The 24,842-nt window shown below is 62.8% G+C and carries 17 protein-coding genes; all 17 read right to left on the bottom strand.

Going from position 1 to position 24,842, the window contains the following annotated elements:
• Window positions 1-98: 98 nt before the first annotated feature.
• The 17 genes from phoB to RCF49_RS07360 all read right to left on the bottom strand — a co-directional run bounded on the left by phoB (window position 99) and on the right by RCF49_RS07360 (window position 24,804).
• The gene (phoB, locus tag RCF49_RS07440; RefSeq protein ID WP_342643398.1) at window positions 99-794 is read right to left on the bottom strand and encodes a phosphate regulon transcriptional regulator PhoB; all 696 of its coding nucleotides are present in this window, start codon (window positions 792-794) and stop codon (window positions 99-101) included.
• Window positions 791-1,528, bottom strand: a complete 738-nt coding sequence (gene phoU, locus RCF49_RS07435; protein WP_342643397.1) for a phosphate signaling complex protein PhoU — start codon at window positions 1,526-1,528, stop codon at window positions 791-793. The genes phoB and phoU overlap by 4 nt, the downstream gene beginning before the upstream one ends.
• A 59-nt stretch (window positions 1,529-1,587) precedes the next feature.
• On the bottom strand, window positions 1,588-2,394 hold the full coding sequence (gene pstB / locus RCF49_RS07430) for a phosphate ABC transporter ATP-binding protein PstB (protein ID WP_342643396.1): 807 nt from the start codon (window positions 2,392-2,394) through the stop codon (window positions 1,588-1,590).
• Between the two features lie 3 nt (window positions 2,395-2,397).
• On the bottom strand, window positions 2,398-3,231 hold the full coding sequence (pstA, locus tag RCF49_RS07425; RefSeq protein WP_342643395.1) for a phosphate ABC transporter permease PstA: 834 nt from the start codon (window positions 3,229-3,231) through the stop codon (window positions 2,398-2,400).
• A 2-nt stretch (window positions 3,232-3,233) separates the two neighbouring features.
• Window positions 3,234-4,214 (bottom strand): phosphate ABC transporter permease subunit PstC, encoded by a 981-nt coding sequence (gene pstC, locus RCF49_RS07420; protein WP_342643394.1) that lies wholly within the window; start codon window positions 4,212-4,214, stop codon window positions 3,234-3,236.
• Window positions 4,215-4,403: 189 nt separating this feature from the next.
• Window positions 4,404-5,459: a phosphate ABC transporter substrate-binding protein PstS gene (gene pstS, locus RCF49_RS07415; RefSeq protein ID WP_342643393.1), complete on the bottom strand. Its 1,056-nt coding sequence runs from the start codon at window positions 5,457-5,459 to the stop codon at window positions 4,404-4,406.
• A gap of 111 nt (window positions 5,460-5,570) precedes the next feature.
• Complete coding sequence (gene phoR / locus RCF49_RS07410) at window positions 5,571-6,863, bottom strand: phosphate regulon sensor histidine kinase PhoR (protein WP_342643392.1); 1,293 nt, start codon at window positions 6,861-6,863, stop codon at window positions 5,571-5,573.
• A 119-nt stretch (window positions 6,864-6,982) separates the two neighbouring features.
• Window positions 6,983-10,432, bottom strand: coding sequence for a double-strand break repair helicase AddA (gene addA / locus RCF49_RS07405; protein WP_342643391.1), 3,450 nt, complete (start codon window positions 10,430-10,432; stop codon window positions 6,983-6,985).
• Window positions 10,429-13,533 (bottom strand): double-strand break repair protein AddB, encoded by a 3,105-nt coding sequence (gene addB, locus RCF49_RS07400; RefSeq protein ID WP_342643390.1) that lies wholly within the window; start codon window positions 13,531-13,533, stop codon window positions 10,429-10,431. Before addB ends, addA begins: the two co-directional genes overlap by 4 nt.
• A 1-nt stretch (window position 13,534) precedes the next feature.
• Entirely contained in the window at window positions 13,535-14,272 is a 738-nt protein-coding gene (locus tag RCF49_RS07395; protein WP_342643389.1) for a nucleotidyltransferase family protein, read from the bottom strand.
• Between the two features lie 30 nt (window positions 14,273-14,302).
• Window positions 14,303-15,850: a tRNA (adenosine(37)-N6)-threonylcarbamoyltransferase complex ATPase subunit type 1 TsaE gene (tsaE, locus tag RCF49_RS07390; protein WP_342643388.1), complete on the bottom strand. Its 1,548-nt coding sequence runs from the start codon at window positions 15,848-15,850 to the stop codon at window positions 14,303-14,305.
• The gene (locus tag RCF49_RS07385) at window positions 15,847-18,369 is read right to left on the bottom strand and encodes a sensor histidine kinase (protein ID WP_342643387.1); all 2,523 of its coding nucleotides are present in this window, start codon (window positions 18,367-18,369) and stop codon (window positions 15,847-15,849) included. The genes tsaE and RCF49_RS07385 overlap by 4 nt, the downstream gene beginning before the upstream one ends.
• A gap of 271 nt (window positions 18,370-18,640) precedes the next feature.
• On the bottom strand, window positions 18,641-20,041 hold the full coding sequence (ahcY, locus tag RCF49_RS07380; protein ID WP_342643386.1) for an adenosylhomocysteinase: 1,401 nt from the start codon (window positions 20,039-20,041) through the stop codon (window positions 18,641-18,643).
• 332 nt (window positions 20,042-20,373) lie between these two features.
• On the bottom strand, window positions 20,374-21,681 hold the full coding sequence (gene glnT, locus RCF49_RS07375) for a type III glutamate--ammonia ligase (protein ID WP_342644145.1): 1,308 nt from the start codon (window positions 21,679-21,681) through the stop codon (window positions 20,374-20,376).
• Between the two features lie 198 nt (window positions 21,682-21,879).
• Complete coding sequence (locus tag RCF49_RS07370; protein WP_342643385.1) at window positions 21,880-23,208, bottom strand: FMN-binding glutamate synthase family protein; 1,329 nt, start codon at window positions 23,206-23,208, stop codon at window positions 21,880-21,882.
• Window positions 23,209-23,220: 12 nt separating this feature from the next.
• Window positions 23,221-23,907, bottom strand: coding sequence for a GXGXG domain-containing protein (locus RCF49_RS07365; protein WP_342643384.1), 687 nt, complete (start codon window positions 23,905-23,907; stop codon window positions 23,221-23,223).
• A gap of 3 nt (window positions 23,908-23,910) precedes the next feature.
• The gene (locus tag RCF49_RS07360; RefSeq protein WP_342643383.1) at window positions 23,911-24,804 is read right to left on the bottom strand and encodes a class II glutamine amidotransferase; all 894 of its coding nucleotides are present in this window, start codon (window positions 24,802-24,804) and stop codon (window positions 23,911-23,913) included.
• Window positions 24,805-24,842 lie beyond the last annotated feature (38 nt).

Here is a 24,842-nt window from a genome sequence, read left to right as displayed (position 1 = left end):
ATGCTCCTTGTCGTCATCTCAACGGGAAAGCGGGCCATTGCGATCCCGCTTTCTCGTGGATGCTGATAAGGGCGATGCACCGTTAGAGCGAAAATGCCCTAGCTGGCGAAGCGCTCGTTGAAGGCGTAGCCGACGCCGCGGACAGTGCGGATTGGATCGGGCTCGCGCCCACGATTGATCACGCTGCGCAGCCGGCCTATGTGAACATCCACGGTGCGTTCGTCGATATAGATGTCGCGTCCCCAGACCGCGTTCAAAAGTTGTTCGCGGCTGTAGACCCGGCCGGGGCTTCGCATGAGATGCTCGAGCAGCTTGAACTCGGTGGGCGAGAGATTGATGTCCCGGCCACCGCGGGTCACCCGGCGCGTGCGCAGATCGATGCTGAAATCGCCGACCCGCAGGATTTCCGCGACGATCTCCGGATTGGCACGGCGGAGGATGCTGCGTGCCCGTGCGATCAGCTCCGGGACCGAGAAGGGCTTCACCACGTAATCATCGGCCCCGGTGGACAGTCCGCGAACCCGCTCCTGCTCCTCGCCGCGCGCCGTCAGCATGATGATGGGAATGTCGCGCGTCTCGCTGCGCGCGCGCAGCCTGCGGCAGAGCTCGATGCCGGAAAGGCCGGGCAGCATCCAATCGAGAATGATGAGATCGGGACGGTCCTCCTCAACGAGCACCTCGACCTCGTCGCCATTGGTGGCGCTGCGGGTGACGAAGCCCTCGGCCTCGAAGTTGTAGGAGAGGAGGACCTGCAATGGCTCCTCATCCTCTACAATCAGCACTCTGGGATTCATGAACTCTGTTCCGGCTCGGTCGACTTGGCTGCGTATTTCACGCTCAACATGCTGGTCATGTCGCTCTTCGGGCGGTCATCCACCAACAGCCGCCCGTGCACGAGGTAATAGACATTCTCCGCGATATTGGTGCAGTGGTCGCCGATGCGCTCGATATTCTTGGCGCCAAACAAAAGATGCGTACAGGCGCCGATCGTGCGTGGATCTTCCATCATATAGGTCAGCAATTCGCGGAAGAGCGCATTGTAGAGGCTATCGATCTGCTCGTCCGACCGCCAGACCTCAAGCGCCTTGTCGGCATCGCGCTGAATGAAGGCATCCAGGACCAGCTTCAGCTGCTCAAGGGCGAGGCGGCCCATATTGTTGAGGCCGGCATAGCCCGCCTTGGGACGCGCCTCGCCAATGGCGAAGGAGCGCTTGGCGATATTCTTGGCGAGATCGCCGATCCGCTCGAGATCCATGGCGGTGCGCAGACCCACCACCACATGCCTCAGATCGCGGGCCATGGGCTGGCGCTTGGCAATCAACAGGATCGCGCGCTCCTCGACCTCGCGCTCCAATTGGTCGAGCTTGCGATCCGCATCGATGATCGCTGCAGCACGATCGGCGTCGCGCTGCTCCAGCGCATCGATCGCTCCAGCGAGCTGCTCCTCTGCCAGGCCACCCATCTGGGCCAGGCGCGCGTTCAAAGCGGCGATCTCTTCGTCGAATGATTTGACGATGTGTTCGCTCACGACAGCATCCTTTCAGTCCGGTTGTCCGGCCCAGCCGAACGTCATCCGCCGAACGGCAATCAGCCGAAACGGCCGGTGATATATTCTTCCGTCTTCTTGTTTGACGGAGCGGTGAAGATCTTCTCGGTATGGTCAAACTCGATGAGCTCGCCGAGATACATGAAGGCCGTATACTTCGAGACCCGCGCAGCTTGCTGCATGTTGTGGGTGACGATAGCGATGGTGTAGTCGACTTTGAGCTGTTCGATCAGCTCCTCGATGCGCCCCGTCGAGATCGGGTCCAGCGCCGAACAGGGCTCGTCGAACAGGATCACCTCGGGGCGAACCGCAACGCTGCGCGCAATGCACAGACGCTGCTGCTGACCGCCCGACAATCCCATGCCGCTGGTGTGCAGCTTGTCCTTCACCTCGTCCCAGAGTGCGCCACGGCGCAGCGCATCCTCCACGCGGTCGTCCATCTCGGATTTCGGCAGCTTCTCATAAAGCCGAACCCCGAAGGCGATGTTGTCATAGATGGACATGGGAAATGGGGTCGGCTTCTGGAAGACCATGCCTATCCGCGCCCGCAAGAGGTTGAGATCCTGCTTTGGGTCGAGGATGTTCTCGCCGTCGAGCAAGACCTCGCCCTCGGCGCGCTGCTTGGGATAGAGGTCGTACATCCGGTTGAGGATGCGCAGAAGCGTCGACTTTCCGCAGCCGGAGGGACCGATGAAGGCGGTGACCTCGCGGTCATAGAGCGGCAGGCTGATGTTCTTCAGCGCTTTCGAATCTCCGTAGTAGAAGGAGACATCGCGGATGGAGATGCGCTCGCGCAGAGCCGGCGCGACTTGCTCACGAGCAGCGGTGGTGGTGAGGGCGTTCGCCATGGGTCAGATTCCCGTTTTCCGCGCAGAGAGCATGCGCGCGATGATGCTGAGCGCAAGCACTGCGACCGTAATGATGAGGGCTCCGGTCCAAGCCAGCTGCTGCCAATCCTCATAGGGGCTCAGCGCAAACTGGAAGATCACGACCGGCAGGCTTGGCATCGGTGCGAGAAGATCGGTGCTCCAGAACTGATTGTTAAGAGCGGTGAACAGCAGGGGCGCGGTTTCGCCGGAGATGCGTGCTATCGCCAAGAGCACACCGGTGATCATGCCGGTCTTGGCAGCCTTGTAGGCGACGTTCGAGATGACGTGCCAGCGCGGGGCGCCCAGAGCTGAGGCCGCCTCGCGCAAGGTGTTGGGAACGAGGAGCAGCATGTCCTCCGTGGTGCGCACCACCACGGGAATGACGATGATCGCCAGGGCTACCGCACCGGCAATGCCCGAGAAATTGCCCATGGCCAGCACCATGGTCTCATAGACGAAGAGGCCGACCACGATCGATGGCGCGGACAGGAGAATGTCGTTGATGAAACGCACGATCATCGTGAGCTTGGTGCCGCGGCCGTATTCGGCCATATAGGTGCCGGCGAGAATGCCGATGGGCGTGCCGATAATGATGGCAAGGAAGGTGAGGATGAGACTGCCGACGATGGCATTCAGCAAGCCGCCTTCGCTACCGGGCGGCGGCGTCATTTCGGTGAAGACGGCCAGGTTGAGGCCAGATATGCCCTTATAGACCAGCACCACCAGGATCAGGATGAGCCAGCCCAGGCCAATGGCGGCGGCAACCACCGACAGGGCCATGGCCAGGGAGTTCTTGAAGCGCCTGCGTCCGTACATGGTCAGTTCCCCAGGCGTCGCTCGATGCGCAGCAGGAGGTAACGCGCGGCAGCGAGCACGATGAAGGTTATCAGGAAGAGGATGAGGCCGAGGGCGATGAGCGAGGATGTGTAGAGCGTGCCGATCGCCTCGGTGAACTCATTGGCAATGGAGGCCGAAATCGTCGTGCCGGGCGCCAGAAGGGAGGCGCTGATGCGATGGGCATTGCCGATCACGAAGGTGACGGCCATGGTCTCGCCAAGGGCGCGGCCCAGAGCCAGCATGACGCCGCCAATCACGCCGACGCGGGTGAAGGGCAGAACCACCTTGAGAACCACTTCCCACGTGGTGCAGCCAAGCCCATAGGCTGATTCCTTCAGCATGGGAGGGGTGGTCTCGAACACGTCGCGGGTGATGGCCGTGATGAAGGGCAGGATCATGACCGCCAGGATCAAGGACGCGGTCAGCACCCCGATCCCGTAGGGCGGGCCCGCAAAGAGGCTGCTCAGCCCCGGAATGCCCGAGAAGGTGCTGATGAGGGCGGGCTGGACATGTTCTTGCAGGAAGGGGGCGAAGACGAAAAGGCCCCAGATGCCGTAAATGATGCTGGGAATGCCCGCCAAGAGCTCGACGGCGATGCCGATGGGCCGGCGCAGAGGCATAGGGCAAAGCTCGGTCAGGAAGATCGCGATACCGATACCGACCGGCACGGCCAGAAGCAGCGCAATAATGGAGGTGACGAGTGTGCCGTAAATGGGCGCAAGCGCGCCGAAACGCTCGGTGACCGGATTCCACGACTGGGTGGTAAAGAATTCCAGGCCAAAGGTCCTCAGAGCCGGATAGGATCCATGAATCAGAGCGACGATCACGCCGCCGAGCAGGACCAGAACAGCCACGGCAGCTGAGTAGGTGAGCCCGCGAAAGACAGTGTCGGTCGCCGCAAATTTCTTGAGCGCGTGAGACCGGTCAAACTGCGCGGGTCTAGTGATTGTGCGTTCTGTCATGATCGACTGACTCGACATGTTGCCCCCGATACAGAGTTGGTGCTTCAAGCCGGAGCGAAAAAGGGAACACTCGTCTTAGAGCGGTTTCGCGTATAGGCACATCGCGAGACCGCTCCAATTCCGTGCCAGAGCGTGACCTTTCTCTGAACCGAGGTCACGCCCCAAAGCAGCGGGTGTTCCGGGTGGGGATCACATGCCTTTGAAAACCGGCTGGCCATCGGGGCCGACGATCTGCTTCCAGGATTCCTGGACGAGGGCAACCACCTCATCCGGCAGCGGCACGTAATCAAGGCTGGCCGCAGCGTCATCGCCGTTCTTGTAAGCCCAGGAGAAGAATTTCAGCGCAGTGGCCGCATCTTCCGGCTTGTCGGGCTGCTTGTGCATGAGGATGAAGGTCGCCGCGGTGATCGGCCAGCTCCCAGCGCCGGGCTCATTGGTCACGAGGACGCCGAAGCCCGGAGTTCCAGCCCAATCCGCATTGGCCGCAGCCGCCTGGAACGCCTCGATGGTCGGGCTCACGGCCTTGCCATCGGCGTTGATCAGGTTTGCATAGGTGAGGTTGTTCTGCTTGGCATAGGCATATTCGACATAGCCGATGGAGCCTGCCGTCTGCTTCACGTTGTTGGCGACACCCTCATTGCCCTTGGCGCCGATGCCGACCGGCCATTCGAGCGAGGTCGCCGCGCCGACATTCTCTTTCCAGTCATTGCTTACCTTGGAGAGATAATCGGCAAAGATGAAGGTGGTGCCGGAGCCATCGGACCGGTGCACGACGGCAATGGCCTGGGACGGCAGGTCGACGTTCGGGTTCAGCTGCTTGATCGCGTCGTCATCCCAGCTGGTGATCTCGCCCATGAAGATCTTCGCCAGGACATCGCCATTCAGGACGAGCCCGCCAGGCTGAATGCCCTCGAGATTGATCACGGGAACCACGCCACCCATGACCATCGGGAACTGAACCAGGCCCGACTTCTCGAGCTCTTCCGGCTTCAGTGGCATGTCAGATGCGCCAAAGGTCACGGTCTTGGCCTGGATCTGCTTGATGCCGCCGCCGGAGCCGATCGACTGATAGTTCAGCCCATCGCCAGTCTCCTGCTTATAGGTCTCGGCCCATTTCGCGTAGATCGGATAGGGGAAGGTCGCGCCAGCCCCTGCAATATTGGCAGCATTGGAAACGCCCGCAGCAACCAGGGCAATCACCCCGGCGATCGCCGCGCCAATGCCCGCTTTGCGGATCACATTCATTTTCGTGCCTCTCTGTTTTGGCTCGCTGGAATAGGCAAGTTATTTGGTCTGCAACCCTTAAGCGGTCAGCACTGCGGTTGTATGACGTTTACGCGACAGTTTTATAACGGACTAAGCCGTTGACTTTTTGAGATGTTTTTCTTCTTTAACTGCCGGCAATCTGACGGTGAAGCATGAGCCTTCACCAAGCGTGCTGCGAATGATGAGCTTGCCCCGGTGGCGATTGAGGATGTGCTTGACGATAGCAAGCCCGAGCCCGGTGCCGCCGCGGGCCCGGCTGTCCTGGGTGCTGACACGGTAAAAGCGCTCGGTGAGGCGCGGGATATGCTCACTCGGTATGCCAGGGCCATGGTCGCAAACAGAGACCTCGATGCTCGTGCCGGCGCGGGCAATCTCGATCTCGACGGGCTTGCCGCTTCCACCATATTTAATCGCGTTCTCAACCAGGTTTTGGAACACCTGGACCAGCTCGTCCCGGTCGCCGCGGACCATATAGGCGTGATCGGCAGGTGCGGGGGTCACGGAAACAGAGACATTTTGTTCTGCTGCGAGAGGCTGCAGGAGGTCTGCGACGTGGCGGACGGTCTGCTCAATGTTCACCTCCGACGTCGGCGGCACATGCGCGTTCATCTCGATGCGGCTGAGGGAGAGCAGATCATCGATCAGCCTGGTCATGCGGGTGCCTTGCTGCCGCATGAGCTCGAGAAAGCGGTCGCGGGCGGCGCTGTCATTGCGGGCCGCGCCCTGGAGGGTCTCGATGAAGCCCAGGACGGAGGCGAGCGGGGTGCGCAGCTCATGGCTCGCATTGGCGATGAAGTCGGACCGCATGCGCTCGATCTGGTAGGCATGGGTGAAATCGCGCATCAAGAGCAGCACGGAGGTGTTGGCGCGGGGGCCACCACTCGAGGGAAGGCTCAGGATCATCGGCGCAACATGGACCTCGAAGCGCCGCTCGACGGGGACGCGCACCTCATAATCCACCCGCTGCGCACGGCCCGAAGCATGGACGGACCGGATCGCCTCCAGAATCGCCGGCGCGCGGATCGCGCTGGACACATGCTGCTCCAGCGGATCCATTTCGAACAGCGCGCGCGCGTGAGAATTGCAGAACCGGACAATGCCATCCCTGTCGAGCACCAGAAGCGGATCCGGCAAGGCCTCGCCGACCGACGGGAGAACCGGATCGATCGTCTGACCGGCGCTGTCGTCCTCGTCGGTGCTGGCCTCCACCTTTTCTTCTTCCGCCTTGTGGGCGGGTGTGAACAGAAGCAGCAGGATTGCGCCAGCAAGTCCCGCAGCGATCAGCAGATTGGCAGGGGTGAGGCTCTGGGTCAGGACGAGCGCCGCAAGGCATGCCACCAGAAGCCCGAAGGCAATTGTCAGAGGAACCTCGCTGTCAGACATGATGAAAACTCGCCCGGCGGCCTGTGCGGCAACAACTCACACGGGCATTATGACATGTTCAGCGAGTCGTGCGACAGTTTGACGACAAATATGACGATGGTCTGAGTGCTGACAATGCGTCAGCCGGCGGGATTTGAAAGCTCCATCAGCCGCGGACCGACCGTCCAGAGCAGCGCGCAGCGCACGCGCTTATCCGGGAAGATCCGGCGCAGGATGGATGCGTAAGCGTTCAGCTGGCGGATATAGACCGGGTCCACCTCGTCTAGGGTAAGGGGCGGGGGCCGGTTCGTCTTATAGTCGATCACCAGAACCTGGCGCGGCGTGATGGCGAGGCGATCGACCCGTCCTGTCAGCTTGGCCCCAGCATCGGCGGTGAGCGCTGCAAGCGGCACCTCGCTCAAGCTGCCGGGCGCGAACACTTCAGCAAAGTCGGGGTGATCGAGGATCGCTCGCACCTCATGCCATATCCCGACATGCTCATGCTCACTCAAATCGGATGCAGATTGCGCGAGATAGCGCAGGGCCGCAGCCTCACGGGCATGTCGGGGCAGATCGGGCAAGGCCTCCAGGAGCCGATGGATCAGGCGGCCGCGGCGGAAGCGGAGCCAGTCCGAGGCTATGAGCAGCGGCGATGGTTCCGCGGACTGTCTTAAGGCCGGCGCCAAGCCTTCACCCAGATGCGAAGGAGAAAGCTCAATGTGGCCCGGCGCCTCGGGCGGGGCGGATCTCAGGGTCCAGTCTGGTAGATCCGCCGGCTGCTGCCGTGTCTCCTCGCCGGCGGGCGCGGGCATTGATGCGGTTTGCGCGCTTTCGATGCGCCAGATGGTCTCGCCATCGGCGAGCACGATTTCCCGGGCGCGGGGCTTGAGCGCTGTTGAGATCAGATCATACCAGGTGATGCCGGCGGGCGGGCGAGCGCCTTTATATCCGCAGATATAGAGGCGATCGCGCGCTCTGGTCATCGCCACATAAAGCAAGCGGTTATATTCCTCGAACTGCGCCTGCTGCTCGCGCTCGCGAAGCCGATCGATCGCGCGGGTCCGATAGGCTGAGCCGAGCCGCCAGCAGTGAATGGGATCACCGTGCTCATCGGCGGGAAAGGCGAGGATCTCGGGATCGTTCTGCTTGCGCGGCGGCGAGCAGGTATCGGGCAGGAAGACGATATTGGCTTCCAGGCCCTTGCTGCCATGCACGGTCATGATGCGCACGGCATCGACCCCGTGCTCCATGTCCCGCTTGATGACCGTCTCGGCCGAGATCAGCCAATGCAGGAAGCCCTGCAGTGACGGGGTGTGCGCCTGCTCGTAATCGAGGGTTGCGCGCAGGAACTCATCCAACGGGTCGTGGGCCTCATCGCCCATGCGGCGGGCAAAGGCTTCCCTTCCGCGATCGGCGCCGAGCACTTCCGCATAGAAGGCAAAGGGCGAGGCGTAATCGGCGCGGGCAAACCAGTCGCGCAGGCGCTGCAACGCGCCCGCATAGGGAAGCCCACGGGCCACGGCGTTCTGGAGCGCCGGCCACAGGTTCCCTGGTCGGTCATGGCAGAGGATCATCAGATCATCGTCATCGAGCGCACGCCCGTCATCGCGGGTGAGCAGTGGGCTCTTGAGCAAACAGGCGAGATTCAGGTCATCCTCGGGCAGGAGGACGAAGCGGCCGAGCGCGATCAGGTCCTTCACCGCCATATGCTCGGTGAGGACGAGCCGGTCGGCGCCCGCCACCGGCACACCGCGCTGCTTCAAGCCCCGCAAAAGCGCATCGACGAGGCGATCGCGACGGCGCACCAGGATCAGGATGTCACCCGGCCGGATCGGTCTTTGCTGGGACGCAAGCAACTCGCCTTCAACGAGCCAATTGTGGATGGTGGCCGCAATCCGCTCGGCGAGGCGCATGCGGGGATGGGCTGCATCTTCATGATCGACCGGCGCTTCCCACGGCGTGGGCGGCGGCTTGGGCAAAGGCTGCAGCTTTGGCCAGATCTCGACCAGGCCTGCCTGGCCCAATCGTGTCGGTTGGTGCGGCAGGAGCTCACCGTCGCGGGGCTTGAGGCCGGCTTGCGCCTCGACTTGCTCGAAGACCCAGTCCACCGCTTGCAGCACATCGGCAGTCGAGCGGAAGGAAACACTGAGCGGCACGTCCTCGAAGCGCCGGCCTGCATCGCGGATCCGCGCGCGAAAGGCACGGTGCATCTCATCGAAGACCTGCGGATCAGCGCCCTGGAAGCTGTAGATCGACTGCTTGTGATCGCCCACCACGAACAGCGTGCGGTGGGCCCCTTCCCGGGCTCCGGCGCCCGCAAAGAATTCCTCGGCAATGGCCGAGATGATGCGCCATTGAGGCGGGCTCGTGTCCTGCGCCTCATCAATGAGGATATGGTCGATGCCGCCATCGAGCTTGAACAGCACCCAGCCCGCATCGTCGAGCTCCGTCAGCAGTGCGAGTGTTCGCTCGATCAGATCCTCATAGTCGTACTGGCCGCGTCGGCGCTTCTCGGCCTCATAGTCGCCCAGCATGGAAAGCGCCACAAACAGCAATGCTTCCGTTGCGCGACGGATATGGACACAGCGCTGCCGTTCAAGGAGGTCGATGACCCGCGCCCGCTCGGCGAAGAGGGCTTCGGCAATATGGGGATGGGCAGCGGCGAGCTTGCCGGTGATGATGGAGCTGTCGGCCTTCGGTTCATCCTTGCCCTTGCAAAAGGCTTCACGGGCGGCCGCGAAGGCAAGCTCCGGATCATCCGCTGCGAGGAGTGCCGCAAGATGCCGCGCCTGGGCGACCATCTTGGTCGAGCCAGTACTCAGGATCTCACGGGCCTCGGCGAGGGCTCGCCTGTTCAATCCGTGAGCGAATTCGAGGGTTATCGCCTCCGGGGTGTCATCGGGGCCCAACCCGAGATGCCGTCCGAGATTGACGATGCTTTCCTGAAAGAGGCTCGCATCGAGCAGTCTGACGAGGGACGCGCGGGAGGCCAGGACCTCCTTCAGCACCTTGTCGAACCTGGCGGCGCCGACATAGGAGACCACCGTGGCGAAGGACTGGGCTTGCAGGCCTTCGGGCGCGGTGCCGGCGCGGTGCATGAAGTCGTCGCGCACGTCGCGTAGCATTTCCTCGGCGGTGCGTTCATCCATCACCTCGAAACCCGGCACGATGCCGGCCTCGACGGGAAAACGCTGCAGCAATTTCTCGCAGAAGGCGTGAATGGTCTGGATCTTCAGGCCGCCGGGCGTCTCCAGCGCGCGCGTGAACAGGCGGCGTGCCTCGATCAAGCCGAACTCTCCTGGGCGCGCTCCCGTCAGGCGCTCGATGCTCTTGGAGAGGGTATCGTCATCAAACCCGACCCAGCTGGACAGGGTCTGAAAGAGGCGATTGGCCATTTCCGCGGCGGCGGCACGGGTAAAGGTCAGGCAAAGAATGCGTTCAGGGGGAGTGCCGGCCAGCATCAGCCGGATCACGCGGTCCACCAGCACCCGTGTCTTGCCCGAGCCGGCGCTGGCGGATACCCAGGCGGAAACGTCGGGGTTGGAAGCGCGAGACTGGGCGTCGGTGGCGCGCCGGATCGCGTCGGTCATTCCTGGCGCTCTCCATTGCCATTCGCCATACCGCTGTCCTGGGCCAGAGCCTGCCATTCGGCGAAGCGGGAGAGGTGGTCATAATCGAGCACCGCGTCCTCGCGATGGATGCGCACCCGCGGGAGATAGGGCTGCGCATCATTATCATAGGCGGCGATCAGTTCCTGAAGGCCGCCATAGATCCGGTCGATGAGGCCGGGATCAGCCTCGATCATGCGCAGCTCGCCCGCGGGATTGCCGCCGGTGAGCCTGATATAGATGAGCTCGCGAACGGGGGCGGGCCCGAGCGCCTCGAAGCCGCCAAGCTCGGCCATCTTGGCTTCGAGCAGCAATTGCGGGCTGAAATTCGCCGCTTCCTGCTTGTGGGTAGGCAGCGCCCCGGTCTTGTAATCCAGAATACGCGCCGAGCCGTCGGTGAGCAGATCGATGCGGTCGGCGCGGCCGGTGAGCTCGAAAGGTCCGCCCGGTGCCTCAATCTCAATACGGCCGCGAAGCTCGACCAGCTGGCGCAGCATGGCCCGCCGCAGCAAGGTCTCTTCTGTCGCGAACCACTGGGCCATCTTAAGAAATTGCGGCCACCAGAAGCTTGCAACATCGGGATAGGCCATCCAGTTTGCGAAGATCGCGCGGCCGTGCTCGATAAGGCTTGCAACCGGATCAGGCGGCAGCTGCTCGGGCCAGGCCTCGGCAAAGCGCTGCAGGGCTGCATGGACGAGAATGCCGCGCTCGGCAGGGCCTGGCAGCTGGTCGAGTTCCTCCAAGGGCCTCAACTTGAGAACATGACGGGCGAAGATCGCGTATGGATCCCGGATCCAGCGCTCGATCTCGGTGACGCTGAGGCGGCGTGGGCGCAGGGCCAGCGGCGGCCGCGGCTTGGGGATGGTCACCAGTTCCTGCCGTGCGGGCCGGTCAAGATGGGCCGCCCAGGCCAGCCATGGCGTACGGGGCGCAACGAGCTCGTCCGCGCCCGATGCAGCCAAGAGGGTCTTGAGGCGCAAGATCCAGCGGGAGGGCACTGCCGGTGCTCCGTCGATCTTGCTCGACCAGGTGGCATAGATGCGGGCGCCGGAGATCGCCTGCACGAAATCATGGGCAGCAAGGCCTAGGCGACGCTCGGGCAGATCTAAGCCAATCGCCTGCCGCATCGGGCGGTTGAGCCAGGGATCTTCCTGCGGAATGGCGGGCCAGACGGCCTCGTTGAGCCCGCCCAAAATAGTGGTGTCGGCGGTGATGAGGCGCGCCTCCAAGAGGCCGTAAATGGCAAGGCGCGGGTGGCGGCTGGCCTGCGGCCTCACCACCCGGCTCATCATGAGGTCACGCAAGAGGGGGGCATAGAGTGCTGGTCTGATTTCCGGACCAAGGGGGCTTTCCTCAAGCAAGCCGGCGAACAAGGCTGCGAGGCCACGGCCGTTCTCGCTGCGCCAGAGCGCCGGTCCATGAGCATCTCCAAAGCATGCCGCTTCGCCTGCCTCGAGATGGGCACGCGTGATGACATCGATCGGGGAGGCACCAGAGGCGAGGGCCTCGGTCAAAGGTTTGACCGTCGCCTCGATCCGGTCGAGAAGATCCTCAAGAGCACGCCAATCCGCGCCAGTTATTCCGGATGGTGCACCGCGCGGCGGTGCGCGCCGGGCATTCGCAAGCGCGTGGCGGATACCGTCGATGCCGGGTGGGGGGCGCAGGCCACGCAGCGCCACAAGCTCGAGAAGGCGCGCGCGCCGGCGCAGTTCGGGCCGCTCCAGCCCGAAAGCTGCAAGCGGGTGCTTGAGGAGTGCGAGCAGCTGCACCGGACCGAAATCATCGAGGGCTGCATCAAGCAAGTGCAACAGGAATGCCCCTTCGGGCGTGTGCGCGAGCGGTATGCCGCCGGTGTCGTCAACCGCGATGTTCCAGCGGGCAAGCTCGGAGGCAACCCGCCGGGCCAGGCGGCGATCGGGCGTGATGAGCGCAGCGGTCTGGCCGGGTGTCTCGAGCGCCTGCCGCATGATCAGCGCGATGACCAGCGCTTCCTCCCGCTGGCTCGGGGCTTCGATAAGCTCAATGCCATCGCTTGCCAGCCGAAGCTCGTCCGCGGGCAGTTTCTTGGTGAGATCGCGCCATTGCTCGGTGGTCGCGGCAGGTCGCATCACTTCGCTGAACAGGCGCTGCTTCGGGCTACCTGCACCGCCCTCGCCCTTGTGCGTGCCGGGCAGGGGCTCGACGTCACGCCGTTCGATCCCGAGCGTCTGGAGCAGCCGTTTCAATCCGTATTGTGGATGCTGCTGCGGCAGCTCGGCCCAGCTCGCGTCATCGAGGCTCAGATCAAGGCCCGGGAGCACAACGGCACCATGGGGCAAGCGCGCAATGACAGAGAGAAGCCGCGCGGTTGCCGGGATGGAGCCGGTGGAGCCCGCCGCGATGATGGGATGCTCGGGCGCGCGCTGCGACAGCCTCGCGGCCTCCAGTGAAATCAACAGGCTGCGCCTTAGCTGCTGGCCTATTCTGCCGAGGCTCGCGAGCTCGTCGGGCAGGCGGTGACGAACCATGTCGAGGAAGTCGAGGAGGCTGCCGCGATGCTCGGGATAGTCGCCTTCACGGATCGCATCCAATGCATCTAGCGAGACCTCTTCCGTCTCGAAGGACTGAACGAGGCTCGCCAAGGATCGGGCGAGCGCGACCGCTTGGCCTGGGCCGGAGCGCAGGGCGCGGCCGAGATGATGGTCGGGATTGCGTTCAGCCCAATCGAGCAGCAGGCGCATCAGAACGAGCTGCCGGCCTAGCCCCGACAGAGCAGGCGGCAGATCAAGGCCGCCGCGGTCCTCTTCTGCCTCGAAGGCGAAATCCTCTTCATCAACATCGCCCAAGGGGCGGATCCGCGGCAGAAGGGTCGCGCCGCCAGGACCTCGGTCGAGGAAGGCATGGGTGAGCGCACGGGCTGACCGGCGCGTGGGCAGCAGGATGCTGATCTGCGCGAGGTCGAGGGCCGTCGGCGCCGGCAGGTCCGGGAACAGCTTGCCCGAAACGATCACCTCGGCCAGCCGAGCCAGGAATGGCTCATCCGGCGGGATGGTGAAGACACGCGGTGTCCAGAGAAGCGGGAGGCTGGCTTGCGCCTCCGTCACGTCAGAGCTCCCGCAGGGCTCGTTCGGCAGCGCCAATGCCCTCGGGCGTTCCCACATGCAGCCAGATGCCGTCGTGGCGCAGGCCGAACAGGCGCCCTGCCTCGATCGCCCGGTCCCATAGCAGGTTCATCGAGAACGCGCCCTCGGGGGCGTCGGCGAACAGCCGGGGATGGGCGATGCACAGCCCGGCATAGGCAAAGGGCGCGACCTCATTGGGCATACGCCGGCTCAGCCGGCCGGTGGGGTCCATGGTGAAATCTCCGCTGCCATCATAGCCTATGCTGGTGACGGTGCTTGCCAGCATCATCAGGCAGTCCATTTCATCGTCCCGCCAAGCTTCGCGCAAGCGCTTCAAAGCCGGGCTTGCCCCCTCAATCCACAGGCTATCGGAGTTCAGTACGAAAAAAGGCTCCTTTCCAAGGAGGGGCAGAGCCTTGCGCACGCCGCCGCCGGTATCCAGCAGCGCTTCGCGCTCGTCGGAGATCATGACCTTCGGCCGTTTTCTGTCCTTCAGATAGTCTTCAATCTGATCGGGGAGATAGTGCACATTGACGACGACGGTGGTCACGCCGTCCTCGGCAAGCCTCGTGAGCGCGTAGTCGAGGAGTGGGCGACCGGCAAGCTCGATCAGGGGCTTTGGGCGCTTTTCCGTCAGCGGACGCATCCTCAGGCCAAGGCCAGCCGAGAGCACAATGGCACGATTGATCTTGATCGCCGCCTTGCGGTCTTCTTTCATCATTCACCCTGCTTGTGGACGATGCCCTTCGCGTCACACACCCGTTGCGCTCAGGGCTTCCGGCAAATGCCGTTCGAACCATTGGCGCAAGCTTGTGAGCCTTTCATGACGCAGATTGCGCTCGAGATGCCGGCGCATGCGGGGCAGATGGGGAAGGTAGCCATGCTTGTTGTCGCGCTTCGAGAGGCGCGTGAAAATACCGAGGATCTTGGCTGCGCGCTGCGCTCCAAACACCGCATAGGCGGCCGTGAATGCCGCGCGATCGAAGTCGGGTGATTGCGCTTTCCGCTCGGCGAGGTAGCGCTCCAGCAGGCGCTCCTCCATGTCCTCGGGCAAGTCAACCCGCGCATCCTGGAGCAGAGAGGCGAGATCATAGGCCGCATGTCCGATCATCGCGTCCTGATAGTCGATGATGCCGACACGCTCAATGCCCCGCCGCTCGGGCAGCCACAGGAGATTGGGCGAATGATAGTCGCGAAGCATCACGACGGGCTCATCAGCCTCGACCAGGGGCCAAAGCGTGCGCCATTCCTCGAGATAGGCCGCGCGGATCTCGTCGCGCGGCAATGAACCCTTCGCTTGCGGCCAGTACCAGTCGAGCAGCAGCTCCACCTCGATCTCGCGCGCGCGGCGGTCATAGTCGGGGAGGAGATGATGCTGACCGCCGGGCAGAGGCAATAGTTGCGGCGCCTCCACGCAGGCCAGGCGCAGAAGGACGTCAACCGCCGCAGTCATGGGCTCGGTCATGTCGGCCCCGGCGCGCGCCATCTCGCCGAAGACCGCATCGCCGAGATCCTCGATCACGATGAACCCTTCCGCGAGATCCACGGCGTAAAGGGCCGGCGCACTCAGCCCCTCAGCCCGCAGAAACTCACCGACAGCGACGAAGGGGCGAACATCCTCGGCAAGGTGAGCAATCCGGCTGTAGGGCAGGCCATCGCGGACCGGCGGCCCATCGGGCTTGGGGGGCATATCCATGAGAACGGCCGGGTGAATGCCGGTGCCGTTGGTGCGATACAAGCGTTCATAGCGACGAGAGGAGGCGTCTCCCTGCAGGAAGCGCCGCTCCGCATCCGACCAACCCGCGCGAGCAAGGAAGCCCTTGAGCATCTCCATGCGCGGCAAAAGCTCGTGCCAGCGGCCACGGGGGGTCAGCCGGGCGATGCGCCCGTCACCCTCGAGTGTTTCTTCCAGGACAACTTCGAGCACCGAGCCCTTGAACAGATCCGGTGCACGTTCAGGCCATTCCACCAGGAGCAGGCTGTCCTTTGCCGCGTCGGTGAGCCCAAGTTCGGCGGCCTCGTCGCTTCCCGTCACGCGGTAAAGATCGGCATGGACCACCGGGATGCGAGTGATGTCGTAGGCCTGCACCAGGGTGAAAGTCGGGCTTGGCACCTCGAACTCACCGTGATGTGGCGCCAAGGCGCGAATGATGGCACGGGCAAGGGTGGTCTTGCCGGCACCGAGATCACCGCCGAGCAAGATGGTATCGCCCACCTGCACGACCGCCGCCAGCTCGCGCCCGAACTCGGTCATGGCATCGATGCCGTCGAGGCGGATATGGTCGGTCAGAACGTTCACAGCGCGTGCGCCTTTGGCAATTGATCGCGTGCGGGGCGGAGCGTACGGGCCGCCGATGAGGGCCCGCGGGCCGGCAGGCGGCAGACAACCGTCGTGCCCTCACCGAGACGAGAGCGCAAGATGACCTTGCCTTCATGCAGCTCAACGAAGCTCTTGACCAGCGACAGGCCGAGCCCGGGGCCGCGATGGCCCGATACCCCAGGGCGGGCGCGGAAGCGTTCAAAGGCTGCTTTCTGAAACTCGGGATCCATGCCTTTACCGAGGTCGCTCACCCAAAGCACAACTGTCTCACCTTCATGCCGTGCGCCCATACGGATCGTGCTGTCATCAGGGCTGAAGCCAACCGCATTGGACAAGAGGTTGAACAGAACCTGCAGCAGACGCTTGCGATCAGCAACAAGGGTGCCACCTTCCTCGGGAATTTCGACCTGAAGAGTGATCCTGCGCTTCTCAATGCGCGACTGAAGCATGCCAGCGGCTTCCGTCAAGAGGCTCGGGATCTCGATCTCCTGGAAGCGGAGCTCCATCGCGCCCGCATCAATGGTGGTCAGATCCAAGATCGCATCGATGATGCTTAAAAGATCAGCGGAAGAGGTAAGGATATCGTGGATGTATTCTTTCTGCTTGAAGGTGAGGTCGCCAGCAAAGCCGAGCGCGAGGCTATCGGCGAAACCGATGATGTTGGTGAGCGGGGTGCGCAGTTCGTAGGACACGTTCGAGAGGAAATCGGTCTTGAGCCGGTCAGCGGTCTCTAGCGCTTCCGCGCGCTCACGCAGGGCCCGCTCAATGCGGGTGCTGTCGGTCACATCGGTATAAGTGAGCAGGGTGTTCCCATCGGGCAGTGGCACCAGGGCGAAATCGAAGATCTTCCGATCGGGCCGCTCGATGCGCCCTTGGAGGGGACGTCTGCCATCGTCGATCGAGGTGACCGCATATTTGATCTCGTCCCAGATCAGGTCATCGGGCAGCGTCTGGTGGCAGGCTGAGAATACCACGTCGATATGCGGCTCGGTCGCGAGGAAGTCGCTGTCGAGGCCCCAGAGGGCGGCATAGGCGGGATTGAACAGCTTCAAGCGGCCATCCGACCCGAAGAGAGCGAGCGCTTCGTTGAGATTGTCGAGGGTTTCCCGCTGGACGCCGATGAGCTCGTTATACTGGCTCTCCAGGCGGATCTGTTCGGTGATGTTCTCATAGAGATAGGTCACGCCGCCGAAGGGGTGCTGTTCAGCGATGACCCTGAGCGTGCGCCCGTCGGGAAGGTGCCACCAGTCCTCGCGGGTATCGACCGCGCTATAAACCTCGAGATGGCGGGCACGCCATTCGCGGAAGTTTGCCTGTTCGGGCAGAACCCGTTCCTCTCTCAGCCGATCGAGGATCTCGCCGTCACTGGGGGCGGTTGCGAGCCATTCGGAATCGAGGCCGAAGAGATTGGCGAAAGCGGCGTTGCTGAAGCGGAGGCGCTGGTCGGCGCCGAAAATGGCAATGGCCGTTGCGAGCTTGTCGAGAGTGCTGGCGTGGGCGCGAATATGCCGCCGCAGTTCCTTCTCGAGCTCTTCCATGGCCGTCACATCGAGAGCAAAGCCCGCCTCGCTTTCGGCAAGCTTGACCTCGAAAATGTCAAGAGCGCGCTTATTGCCGTTGATGACGGCGTGACGGCGCCGCCGCTCGGTCATGGCCGCAGCCGGACGGTTGGCCAAGGCGGGCAAGTTGCTGCCGGTGGACGGCTCCGGCGGCACGAGCTCGATCCGGTCCCGCACGACCGTCGAGATGCCATCGGCTTCAACAGCCTGAACATAGGCCTGATTGGCCCAGACGATCTGCTGGTCGGCATCCCGCAGCCAGATCGGCAGAGGCGCATTATCGAGAATTGCTGTGAGCCGCTCGACCTGACGGGAGAGCTTACGGCTTTCGTGGGCGAGCTTGGTGACTTCGCGGCGTTCGCCGGCCAGCGGCCTCAGCCTCAGCGTCGCCAGGCCTCCGGCCGCGCGGCCATCGGCCTCGAGCAATTCGCCGGCCACGGTCTTCACGCCAATGTTGAATGCCGAACCGCGCATCTTCAGGTCCCGGAGCGCTGCTTCCAAGGTCGCGGCGGATTCTGCCTCCAGCCAGCCGGGAAACCAGGCCTGCGCATTGCGGTCCGTCGGGCAGGTGCAGGTCCCCCGCATGTCGCCCACCACACGCTCCACCGTGTCGCTGCGTCCGCGCCAGATGAAGAGCAGATGCGGTTCGGCGGTGAGCAGCGCCTCGGATTCATTCAGCTGCGCCTCGATCTCCGCACGGCGGCGGCGCTCGCCGTCAAGATTACGTTCCAGGCGACGCGTGACAACGAGTGCCCAGAGCAGGACCATAAGCGCGATGACGGCGGTTGACAGCGTAATGAGATCGGCATTGCCGAGGGTTCCCAAACGCAGCGCCGGGACCGCTTCGGCAGCCGGTTCGGCCAGTGCTGGCAATGGGGCCGCTATGCCTAACACGGCCACAAGCGCACCAGCGGTTCTATGACCTGGTGCAAAAGGCATGCCTTTCGGTCCACCCGCCAACATCAGAGCCCGGCTGTTCCCCTCAATTGCTTCATCACATCGCCCAGGCGATGTTCGAGATACGCCGGTAATCCCAGCGAATCACCCCGCAAAACGACAAGCAAATCTATACAGGGGAAATAGTTAATTGCCCACCGGCCAAGCGAGCAACCTGGCCGGGGGGAGTGCACGGGAGGGCGGATGAAAGCTGCATACAAAGGCTTGAAAATCTGCGGTTTTTAAGCCTTTGCCTGTATGATGCGGATTGGCATCAGTAGCGGTAATAATCGGGCTTGAACGGACCGTTCTCGTTAACGCCGATATAGGCGGCCTGCTCCTCGGTGAGCTTGGTCAGCTTCACGCCGAGCTTGTCCAGATGCAGCCGCGCCACTTTCTCGTCGAGATGCTTGGGCAGCACATAGACCTCATTCTTGTATTTGGCCTCATTGGCCCACAGCTCGATCTGGGCGAGAACCTGGTTGGTGAAGGAGGCCGACATCACGAAGCTCGGATGGCCGGTGGCGTTGCCGAGATTGACCAGACGACCCTCGGACAGGAGAATCAGCCGCTTGCCCTCGGGGAACTCAATGAGGTCGACCTGCGGCTTCACATTCGTCCATTTGAAGTTCTTAAGGGCGCCCACTTGAATCTCGTTATCGAAGTGGCCAATGTTGCAGACAATGGCCATATCCTTCATCGCCCGCATGTGATCGATCGTGATCACGTCCTTATTGCCGGTGGCCGTGACGAAAATGTCCGCGGTCGGAGCTGCATCCTCGAGCGGCATCACGGAATAGCCATCCATGGCCGCCTGCAGTGCGCAGATCGGATCGATCTCGGTGACGATGACACGGGCGCCAGCGCCGCGCAGGCTCTGGGCCGAGCCTTTGCCGACATCGCCATAGCCACAGACCACGGCCACCTTGCCGGCCATCATCACGTCGGTTGCGCGGCGGATGCCGTCGACGAGCGACTCGCGGCAGCCATAGCGATTGTCGAATTTCGACTTGGTGACGCTGTCATTGACATTGATGGCGGGGAAGGGAAGCTCGCCCTTCTTCTGCAGTTCGTAGAGCCGGTGAACACCGGTGGTGGTCTCTTCCGAGACGCCGCGGATCGCAGCCTTCACCTTGGAGTACCAACCGGGATTTGCAGCGAGCCGCCGGCGAATGGTGGCAAAGAGGCACTCCTCTTCCTCGTTCTGAGGATTGGCGAGGACGGAGGGATCTTTCTCGGCCTTGGCGCCCAGCAGCACGAGCATGGTCGCATCGCCGCCATCGTCCAGGATCATATTGGCGGTCTCGCCGTTGCCCCAATCGAAGATCTTGTCGGAGTAATCCCAGTATTCCTGCAATGTCTCGCCCTTCTTGGCGAAGACAGGAATGCCGGCTGCGGCAATGGCCGCGGCGGCGTGGTCCTGGGTTGAGAAGATGTTGCAGGAGACCCAGCGGACTTCGGCGCCAAGCGCGACCAGCGTCTCGATCAACACCGCGGTCTGAATGGTCATGTGCAGGCTGCCGGCGATCCGCGCCCCTTTCAAAGGCTGGCGTGCACCGAATTCCTCGCGGATGGCCATGAGGCCGGGCATCTCGACCTCAGCCATCTGGATTTCCTTGCGGCCCCAGTCGGCGAGCGAGATATCCTTGACGATGTAATCGGTAAACGACGTCATGACCTAGTCCTCAGGATCGTTTGCGATGCGGCCGCCGCCGCTGGCGGCAGCTTCGAAGCGAGCGGTATAGCAAGACTGGGAGAGGAGGGCAATGGATGATATAAAGAAATCTTTATATCGTTCTGTCGCTTTCGCACCGGGACATGCCGCGGGTGAGCTTTCGTTTCGCTATCGACCCGATGGCCATAGAGCTTGCCCCATTATCGAGGTCACGCAGGCATTGCTCGCGCAAAAGAAACCCTCCCCCGACAGGGGAGGGCCATAAGGGACTGATCTCGGTTTTCCTGGACGTTTTCGCTTTCGAAGCGCCAACCCAGGTCTCAAGTCTCTGCTCAAATATCCAGCGTGTTCATCCGCTCCCACTCCGTGAAGTGGGAGGCATATGAGTTCCACTCCTGGTGCTTGAGCTTCAGGTAAGCGTTGGCGAAGTCATCCCCGAGGGCCTGGCGCAGGCCCTTGTCCTTCTCGAAGGCGCGCAAGGCATCGAGGAGGTTGAGCGGCAGCTTGGGCGCGCCTTTCACCTTATGCCCATCGGCATACATATCGATATCATAGCGCTTGCCCGGTTCGGCCTTGGTCTGAACGCCGGCGGTACCGGCGGCAAGGATGACGGCCTGCAGAAGGTATGGGTTGGCGGCGCCATCGGGCAAACGGAGCTCGAAGCGGCCGGGGCCGGGCACGCGAACCATGTGCGTGCGGTTGTTGCCGGTCCAGGTGATCGAGTTGGGCGACCATGTGGCCCCTGAGATGGTGCGGGGCGCGTTGATGCGCTTGTAGCTGTTCACCGTCGGGTTGGTGATCGCCGCCATGGACGAGGCATGTTTCATGATGCCGCCAAGGAAATTGTAGCCTTGCGCGGAGAGGCCGAGCGGGTCGTTGCCATCGGCGAAGGTATTCTTCTTGCCGGACTTGTCCCACAAGGACAGATGCACGTGGCAGCCGGAGCCGGTGAGGCCGGGGAAGGGCTTGGGCATGAAGGTCGCCCTCAGCCCGTGTTTCTCGGCGATCGAGCGGGTCATAAACTTGAAGAAGGCATGCCGGTCGGCAGTGACGAGCGCATCCGCAAAGGCCCAGTTCATTTCGAACTGACCGTTGGCATCTTCATGGTCGTTCTGGTATGGCCCCCAGCCAAGCTGCTGCATGCAATCGCAGATTTCGGCGATCACGTCATAGCGCCGCATGAGCGCCTGCTGGTCGTAGCAGGATTTGGTGGCATGGTCATATTCGTCGGATATGGCCTTGCCATCGGGCGTGATCAGGAAGAATTCCGGCTCGACGCCCGACTTCATATGCAGGCCCTGTTCGGCGGCCTCGGCGATGACCCGCTTCAGCACCACGCGCGGCGCCTGATTGATCGGCTTGCCTTCCATCACGCTATCGGCAGCAACCCACGCGACTTCGGGCTTCCAGGGCAGCTGGATCACGGAGGAGGGATCGGGCACGGCCAGCATGTCGGGGTGGGCGGGGGTGAGATCGAGCCAGGTTGCAAAGCCTGCAAAGCCAGCGCCGTCCTTCTGCATGTCGGCAATGGCTGCCGCGGGCACCAGCTTTGCGCGCTGGCCGCCAAACAAGTCCGTAAAGGAGATCATGAAGTAGCGCACGCCATTTTCCTTGGCGAACGCGCTCAGATCTTTAGCCATCTTCGTCCCACCCCTCCGCTCATCGCCAGGCTCGCGGCTGACAACGTCATAAGTGCTCAGATCTTCAGCCATATCACTCCCACCCCAAATTTCACTGCTCGACCTTTGGCGGCCAGGTTTGCTTTGGGAAAGCTATGCCAAAGGTCCATCCAATGCAAAAGCCGCCGCAAGCGAGGCTTGCAGCGGCTCGATCTCAGGTCAGAACGGCGTCTGGCCCGGTATCCAGCTGGTACCCGCCAGCGGCACCCGCGCCATGGCAGCTGCTTCAATCGTGAGCGCGCAGAGATCCTCCGGCTCAAGATTATGCAGATGGTTCTTGCCGCAGGCGCGCGCGATGGTTTGTGCTTCGAGCGTCATCACCTTGAGGAAATTGGCCAGCCGCCGCCCCGCCTTGATCGGGTCAAGGCGGGCTGCCAATTCCGGATCCTGCGTGGTGATACCGGCGGGATCGCGCCCCTCGTGCCAATCGTCATAGGCGCCCGCGGTGGTGTTCAGCTTGCGGTATTCCTCTTCGAGGGCCGGGTCGTTGTCACCGATGGCAACCAGAGCGGCCGTGCCGATCGAGACCGCATCGGCCCCCAAGGCAAGAGCCTTGGCAACATCGGCGCCGGAGCGGATGCCGCCGGAGACGACGAGCTGAACCTTGCGGTGCATATCGAGATCCTGCAGGGCCTGAACGGCCGGGCGGATGCAGGCAAGTGTCGGTTGGCCGACATTCTCGATAAACACTTCCTGGGTTGCGGCCGTGCCGCCCTGCATGCCGTCGACGACGACCACATCGGCACCGGCTTTGACCGCGAGGGCGACGTCGTAATAGGGTCTCGCACCACCGACCTTCACGTAGATCGGCTTCTCCCAATCGGTGATCTCGCGGATTTCCAGGATCTTGATCTCGAGGTCGTCCGGTCCGGTCCAATCAGGATGACGGCAGGCGGAGCGCTGGTCGATGCCTTTGGGCAATGTGCGCATCTCGGCGACGCGATCCGAGATCTTCTGGCCCAGCAGCATGCCGCCGCCGCCGGGCTTTGCGCCCTGGCCCACCACGATCTCGATCGCATCGGCGCGGCGCAGATCGTCCGGGTTCATCCCATAGCGGGAGGGCAGGTATTGATAGACGAGCTTCTGGGAATGCCCGCGCTCCTCCTCAGTCATGCCGCCATCGCCGGTGGTGGTGGAGGTGCCGGCCAGTGTCGCGCCACGCCCCAAGGCTTCCTTCGCCTGGGCGGACAGAGAGCCAAAGCTCATGCCGGCGATGGTGATCGGGATCTTGAGCTCGATCGGCTTCTTGGCGTAGCGGCTGCCGAGCACAACATCGGTCGCACAGCGCTCACGATAGCCTTCGAGCGGATAGCGCGAGATCGATGCTCCGAGGAATAGGAGATCATCGAAATGAGGCAGCTTGCGCTTGGCGCCAGCGCCGCGAATATCGTAGATGCCGGTGGCCGCGGCGCGCCTGATCTCCGACAGGGTGTAGTCGTCGAATGTCGCCGACTTGCGGGGTGTGGTGGGCGGATTGTGATACGTCATTTCCTGTCCCGCTCAATAAGCGTCAGCGTTGTCGATGTTGAAGTTGTAGAGAGTGCGCGCCGAGCCGTAGCGCTTGAATTCCTGCGGCTTCACGTCGGTGACGCCAGCACGGTCCAGCAAGCGGGTGAGCAGCTCCAGATGTTCAGCCCGCATCTCCTTTTCAATGCAGTCGGCACCGAGGCTTTTCACCGATCCGCGAACGAAGAGCTTCGCCTCGTAGATCGAATCGCCCAAGGCATCGCCCGCATCGCCGAGCACGACCAGGCTTCCTGACTGAGCCATGAAGGCGGACATGTGGCCGATATTGCCTTTCACCACGATGTCGATGCCTTTCATGGAAATACCGCAGCGGGACGAGGCATTGCCCTCAATGACGAGCAGGCCGCCGCGACCGGTGGCACCGGCATATTGGCTGGCATCACCCTTCACCACCACGGTGCCCGACATCATGTTCTCGGCAATGCCTGGGCCGGCGCTGCCATCGACGACGATGGTGGCGCGCTTGTTCATGCCGGCACAGTAATAACCGACGCTGCCCTTGATCTCGATGTTCACCGGGGCGTCCACGCCAACGGCCACAGCATGGGCGCCCCGCGGATTGAGCACGATGAACTCGCGGTCATTGGTGCCGGGATCGATCCGATGGAGTTGCTGATTGAGCTCGCGCAGCGACGTCTCGGCGAGATTGATGGTCACCATGGATCAATGTTTCCAGAAATAGACGGTTGCAGGCTCGGGCTCCCACACCTTGGCCTTCTCGATGCCCGGCAGGTCGACGAGCGCGCGATATTCAGAGGCGAATGCCACATACTGGTCGGTTTCGGCCAGAACGGCGGGCTTACAGGCGATGGGATCGCGCAGCACGCCGAATCCGTCCTTCGTGCCCACGACGAAGGTGTAGAACCCGTCGAGATCCTCGAGGCTCTTCTCGAGCGCCTGACCGAGATCAAGCCCCTGCTTGATCCGCCAGGTGAGATAGGCGGCGGCCACCTCGGTGTCGTTCTCCGTCTCGAACCGCATGCCATCATGCTTAAGCTGACGACGGAGGTTGTTGTGGTTCGAAAGCGAGCCATTGTGCACCAGGCACTGGTCGGCGCCGGTCGAGAAGGGATGTGCGCCCAGGGTGGTCACGGCTGATTCGGTTGCCATGCGGGTATGGCCGATCGCGTGCGTGCCCGTCATGCGGTCGAGGCCGAAGCGGCGCGAGACATCGATCGGCAGGCCGACCTCCTTGTAGATCTCGATCGCGGTGCCGACGCTCATTATTCTAAGGTCAGGGTTGATTGCCTGCAAAGCCTCGCGGGCGGCCTCCTCCTTGCCAAGAGGCAACTCGATGACCGCATGGGTCTCGATCACAGTCACCTTCACCGGCGCGCCCAGCCTTTCCTTGAGCGCGCTTTCAAGGCGCGGAAAGTCCGCCTGGGGATGTGCAGACTGCACGGTGATCTTCAAGGCGCCCGCGTCGTCACCATAAACCGCAAAGCCGGCACTGTCCGGCCCACGATCCCCCATGCTCGCCAGCATTGGCGCCAGCATCGCGCCAAGCTTTGGCTCCAAGCTCCTGTCCTTCAGAAACAAGCCCACGATGCCGCACATGGCGTCACCTCCTCCAAAAACTGCATGGCCGGCACCCT

Source organism: Rhodoligotrophos sp. CJ14 (assembly GCF_038811545.1).
Lineage (GTDB): Bacteria > Pseudomonadota > Alphaproteobacteria > Rhizobiales > Im1 > Rhodoligotrophos > Rhodoligotrophos ferricapiens.
The sequence above is the reverse complement of the archived record's forward strand: the minus strand, read 5'-3'. Positions and strand labels throughout refer to the sequence as shown.